This is a genomic window from Flavobacterium sp. UBA7682 (genome assembly GCF_002482945.1).
In the GTDB taxonomy this organism is placed as follows: Bacteria; Bacteroidota; Bacteroidia; order Flavobacteriales; family Flavobacteriaceae; genus Flavobacterium.
On sequence record NZ_DLGY01000032.1, the window covers coordinates 1 to 5,911 of the forward strand.

A 5,911-nucleotide genomic window follows, 5' to 3' on the forward strand; every position below is an offset into this window, starting at 1 on the left:
TTCGGGGTTGTTGGAGGACCATTAGGTATTGCTATAGGCGGAATGGTTGGAGGTTTAATAGGTGGAATATTTGGTTATATTTGGGGGGGAGCCTATGGTGAAAAAGCATATAAATACTTTAGAAAATAATATTATGATATCTAAATTAGAAACGTTAAAATTTAAGAAATTACGTCAAGAACACTTCGATTTTTATCTTCCTGTCATTAAAAGGCATTTTGCCCTACCTGGGAAAAAAATTTTTGGACTTCAGATAGATATGGAATTCTTAAACAATGACATTAATGAAATTTGCATTTGTGGTGATTATCCACCTGAATATGTCTATTATCTTAATAATTTGGCATTCCATATATTGAAAAATTGCAAAAAGAAAATTATGAATTCCTATTGGATAGATTTTTCTCAAAAAAAATTTTACGATAGTTTACTGTCAACTCTTTTAGAGTTTATTAGCGATCCATTAAGATGGCATAATGATAATAAAAGTTTATGTTTTGTTTGGGGTAATATTGACTCAAAGGTAGTTTTCAAAACACAAAATAATTTTAATGGATTATTTTTACCAGTTCTTGAAGGTTACGGGTTGATATTTATTTTAGATGAGGATAATGCTAACTACCTGCTGGATTTAGATTTAATTAGTAATGATTTCGCCGTTATTGGTGTTTAGAAATTGGGTAATGTATCAATCTTGTTGGTGGCTGTTTTTGCAAGTATAAATAATGAAAATCAGCATTAAAATTTTTGGGTAATGTATCAGATTTATTGATTTCCCAAATCAAGAGCCTGAAAGCCTCGTCAATACACAAAAGTCAAAAAACAAAAGGCAAAAAAAGAAGGCAGCCAAAGGGTTGCCTTTGCTGTTTTTAGGGGTAAATAAGCAGATTAAAATCAAGCGTAGGTATTCGGAGTGGTACTGGTTCTCAATACGGAAGAGTAAGTACTGCAGATAATACAACAGTATCTCATCCTGACCCTGTGCTTATGAAAACTGCAGTAGAAGCTGCAGCTGCTCAAAAAGCTTATGATGAACAACCCGCATTAAATCATTTTTAAATATCCTTAACCAATTTATGATTGTATTTATCAAGAATGCTATTTGGTAAGTTATCTAAATAAATCTGAGTTGTCTTTAAACTCTTATGGCCAAGCATTGCACTTATTGCTTCTAACGGAATTTGCTGAAACATTGCCTGTGTTGCAAATGAATGGCGGCTAACATAGCTGGTAAGCTTTTTATCAATCTTACAGGCTTTGCCTAAATCATCTAATTTGTCATTGTATCTATTTCTTGCCCATTTAGCATCTTTGTACATCAATTCCGGTTCCTCTCTTTTTAAAATCGGAAAAACATACTCGGACTCAGGGTATTTAGTGATGTAATATGAAAGTAATTTTTCCAGGTTAGGCGTTATTTTTATATCAAATAGTCGGCTTGTCTTACTTCTGCTGTAATAAATTCTACCATCAGCAATGTTTTCTTTACGCAAGTAAGCCATGTCAATAAAGTTCATTCCATACATCATGTAGCTAAGTAGGAAATAACATCTTGTACTAAACAATGGACTTTCGGCATCGAACTTTTTATTGATAATTTTCTTAAGCAATTCGGCGCTTAATGCTCGTTTTGCTGTTTGCTTACCTTTTAATTTATAATCGTCGAAAGGATAAAGTTCTTTTGCCGCGACACCAGCTTTAATGGCTTTATTAAATATTGCTCGGATTGCTCGTAGATAAGCTGAAAAGCCATTAATCGAATTGCCCTTTGCTAAATGCGCTGTCTCCCATTTTGTAAGAAATTCAAACGATACTCTTTCGAATTTCAGATTATCAATTCCACTAAACTTTTTTATAGCAGCAAGCGCATCGCTATAAGCTGATGCTGTGCCAAATCTATTTGCCTCTTTAAGGTCAGTAATAAGACCTTCTGCAAAATGGACAAACGAATCAGATGAGCTTTCGTTCAAAATTTGCTTTTTGATCTCATGGATGGACATGCCTTCAAGCTTTCCTTTATCGTACAGATTTTGAATAATCTTTAAGGCATCAATTCTTTTTTGCTGTATTCTATTATTAAATCTTGTAGAACCTTCAAGGCCTGTGTAAGATTTCTTAACTTGCCTCTTATCTTCGTCCCAATCAACCTTTTTAATGCTTATACTTATTGGAACTGGCAAAGTTCTATCGAAGTGACCGAGCCGTAGAATAAGGGGATATGTTCCATCGTTTTTTTGACGACGTGTATCTAATGAAATAACAATGTTTGTATTCATGCTAAAAGTTGAAATTATTTGCACAAGATTTGCACAAGAATATTGAATCTCTATGTATAAAAATGAAATTAAAATTAGCTAATAATATTGATAATAAAGGGATACAGAGTCAAATTGATTCATTTCAATACACAAAAAACCTGACTCATAATCAGGTGGTCCTAGGTTCAAGTCCTAGTGGGCCCACTTTACGGAAGCCTTGGTAGACAAAACTATCAGGGCTTTTTTATTTCCCGTAAGTTTTCTGAAATACTTTCCCAAAAAACTTGCAGTGAAAGTTGCAATAAAATTCTTCAGAGTTATTGCCTGGATTCAGTTTGAGGTATTCTATAGTAATGAAGCTAACTTTTCTCATAAATAATATCCCTACTTTTGATCTTTCTGTGTATGGGTAAATTATCTATTACTGCTGTCTTTTTCGTTTCAGGTATATTTTGGGCTTCTTGCACGGGTGCAAGGCTTAGGTTGTCGGATGCTGCTCCAACAAAGAATATTTACACGCTAAAGAAAAAGCATATGAAGCCTTTGGTTGATTTTGCGTGCAAGCAATTGACAGTACCATATAAATGGGGAGGCGGCACACCAAAAGGATTCGATTGTTCTGGTTTGACATCCTATTGTTATAAGCATTTTGGTGTGGAGATACCTCGTACTGCTTTAGCTCAATCATTGTGTGGCAAAAGAATCCGTTCTAAAAGGGCGAAACCAGGAGATCTTATATTCTTTCAGGGACCAGAAAAGAAGGATAAGCAAATCGGGCATGTGGGCATTGTCGTTTCAGGTCGCAAAAAAGCAATAAAGTTCATACATGCAGGCAGTAAGGGAGTTGCAATGAGCTCTTTAAGGGAAGAATATTTTCATCAACGTTTTAAGATAATAAGGCGCATCCGAAAATAATATTGCTGAATATTGCACAAATTTTCGACTTCCTGAATCATTGCAAAAGTCTAATACTAAGTTTGGAGTATCATAGATACTGCTTGTAAGACAAAAAAAAGGCTATCCAAATGGATAGCCTTTTTTTAAGAAAGGAAATTAAATTATTTAACTACAGAAAGACGTTCTGTAGTAGTACCGAAGTCAGTCGCAATTTTAATCATATACAAACCAGAAGCAAGTTCAGAAACACTTGTAGGAATTTCATAAGTTCCTGCATTGAAAGATTTGTTTTCAATTGTTTTTATAACTTTTCCTGACATGTCAATAATTTCAATAGAAACGTTAGATTTTTCAATCAAGCTAAATTTAGTCGTTGCCATTTCTTTTGCAGGGTTTGGATAAACCTCAACATCATTAACACCAACATAATTTTCTTTAATTGAAGTTGCACCAGCGCTGCTTCCTAATTTAACATTCTCAGTATTCAGGACTGTACCATCAGCATTGTTGATAAACAATAAGATTGCTCTCATGTTTGCTGTTTTCCATGAAGGATCCAATGTGATTGGTGCAAAATCATAAGTGTAAGTAACACCGGCTGTTATGCTTGCAGGAAGGCTTCCTGATCCACCAGTGGCAGTTGGATAAATTCCACGTGCTACCGCATTATATATCAATGGAGGAGAAGCTACTTTGTAAGGCAATGTATTGAAGTTGTACAAAGAACTTGCCAAAGTACCTACAGAACCGCTTGGATTAGCATTACTGTAATAGTTAGTTTGCAAAGCTGTGGTAGTAACTCCATTTTCAGTTAAAACCAAAGCAACACTAAATCCACCATTCATGCTAAGAACAGGTTTTACAAAACCTCTTGCAGTAACAGTCGTTCCGGACAGTGTAGTTTTTAAACCCATATCAGCAAAACCAAAATTGCTTTTCTGACCTTTAATACTAAATCCAACAGTGCTGGTGTAGCCATTGTAATATTGGAAAGCATTTGAAGGATCACCTACTGCTGCCCTGTCATATAAAGCACTTGGATAGCCGGAGATTTTTGTTCCCATAAAAGCGTCATAAGCAGGGTTCTGCATTGGATCAGACGGGCTATTGTGAACCGCTACTAAACTTACATTATGAGCGTTCACTTTTTCCATAGAATCCATATAAACGGTTCCTCTTACACAATATCCACACCATGTACCTGTTCCTTCTTCAATCAATGGTTTTTTAGTTGGCATTTTCGGAACACCAAAGAATGTAGTCGTTAAGGTGTCATTAGTTTGTATAGGATCACCAGGTAATTCTACCCATACTTTAATTGTTGGGGTAGCGCCGGCAGCCGATACGGTCACTGGAGTGGAAAAAGTAAATGAAGTAGTACCTAAAGGCATAACTGTCGCAGTTTTTACTTCACTGACAACCGGGCCGGATCCTACCTGATATTTTGCGGTAAAAGATGTTATATCCGCAGCGCCATTATTAGTGATGTATCCTTGAACTGGTATTGTAGAGCCAACAAGAGTATATCTTCCCACAGCATTTGCTGAAGGATATACTCCGGATAAAGCCATTTCATTTTTATTTGCTAAAATAGATGATTGAACCTTGTCAATCACATAAGCCCAAACATCAGTGTTATTTTCTCTGAATGCCAAGCGAACTGTCTGGCCATTATAGGGAGTAAGAGAAATAGCGTGGTTAGTCAGCGCATTATTGCTTGCGAATGCATCATACAATTTTGTGGTAAATGATGCCGCGGTAGTGCCTGCAGTTGGAGAAATATAAACCTGAACCTTTTCAGCTGATCCAAGATTCCAGTCTTGCCATTTAAAAATGGTGTTTGCACTGGTTACTGTAAAAGACGGAGTTACCAACCATCTGTCAGCTGTACCCGCCGGAGTGAACTTTGAGCTGGACAACATGGAAAAGTCTCCTGAACCAGCAGTTAATTCAATTGGAATCCAGGCATTTGCTGTAAGAGCAGCTTTAATTGCAGCATCAGTAGTAAAATTTGACGTTTTACCATCGTTGTTAATTAAAACCCATCCTGCAGGCAAAGTGCTCGAAAAATTTTCTAGTGCAAGTTGCGCTTTAGCCGAATTTAAGGCCAGCAATAACGCAGGTGCAAGTAATAGTTTTTTCATCGTTAAATAATTTTAGAATTGCAATTTAGCGATTTTTTTATTAAAAAGTAATCGGCACTATTTTTTTTCTTTTTTTGCTCTTTGGTAGAATTACCTCTACTTTTGCAGCGCAGTAAACAATTTATTGCACGGGGTGCCCAATATACAGGCTGAGATTATACCCGCTGAACCTCGAACGGATAATGCCGTTTAGGAATACACAGTACGCTAAGGTACTGTATTAAAGCGCCTCGTATTTATTTTATTAAACCAAAACAATACGATGGTACTGGCCTCCGGAAAAAAAATCATTTTAAGTTCTCTGTTTTCTGCTACCGCAATTTGTGGTATCGCTCAGGAAACCGACTCTATGGAATTCACCCCAAAAATCCCCCTGAAATTACTACCTGTCGAGATTCGTTCTTTAAGGGCAGGTGCGCGAAGCCCTTTCAGCAAAACTGATCTAACCAAGAAGGATATTGACGTTCAGAATCTTGGACAGGATTTACCCGTTTTACTGCAAATGACGCCATCAGTCGTTACCAGTTCTGACGCCGGTGCCGGAGTGGGTTACACAGGTCTCAGGGTGCGGGGTACAGATGGTACACGCATCAATGTTACTTTAAATGGTAT

The 5,911-nt window shown here is 36.6% G+C and carries 5 protein-coding genes and 1 tRNA gene; 4 read left to right on the top strand and 2 right to left on the bottom strand.

Going from position 1 to position 5,911, the window contains the following annotated elements; all coding sequences use genetic code 11:
- Positions 1-133: 133 nt before the first annotated feature.
- Positions 134-673, top strand: a complete 540-nt coding sequence (locus tag B3C16_RS08530) for a hypothetical protein (RefSeq protein WP_291130911.1) — start codon at positions 134-136, stop codon at positions 671-673.
- A 382-nt stretch (positions 674-1,055) separates the two neighbouring features.
- On the opposite strand, the gene B3C16_RS08535 is transcribed toward B3C16_RS08530, so the two are convergent.
- Complete coding sequence (locus tag B3C16_RS08535) at positions 1,056-2,276, bottom strand: site-specific integrase (protein WP_291130913.1); 1,221 nt, start codon at positions 2,274-2,276, stop codon at positions 1,056-1,058.
- 121 nt (positions 2,277-2,397) lie between these two features.
- Here B3C16_RS08535 and B3C16_RS08540 point away from each other — a divergent pair.
- Positions 2,398-2,462 (top strand) — tRNA-Met (locus B3C16_RS08540).
- A gap of 201 nt (positions 2,463-2,663) precedes the next feature.
- Positions 2,664-3,173, top strand: coding sequence for a C40 family peptidase (locus B3C16_RS08545; RefSeq protein ID WP_291130915.1), 510 nt, complete (start codon positions 2,664-2,666; stop codon positions 3,171-3,173).
- A gap of 143 nt (positions 3,174-3,316) precedes the next feature.
- Here the strand turns inward: B3C16_RS08545 and B3C16_RS08550 are convergent, their stop codons facing one another.
- Positions 3,317-5,299 (bottom strand): T9SS-dependent choice-of-anchor J family protein, encoded by a 1,983-nt coding sequence (locus tag B3C16_RS08550; RefSeq protein ID WP_291130916.1) that lies wholly within the window; start codon positions 5,297-5,299, stop codon positions 3,317-3,319.
- Positions 5,300-5,561: 262 nt separating this feature from the next.
- Between B3C16_RS08550 and B3C16_RS08555 the strand changes: the two genes are divergently transcribed.
- A partial coding sequence (locus B3C16_RS08555) for a Plug domain-containing protein (protein ID WP_291130917.1) occupies positions 5,562-5,911 on the top strand: 350 nt, incomplete at its 3' end.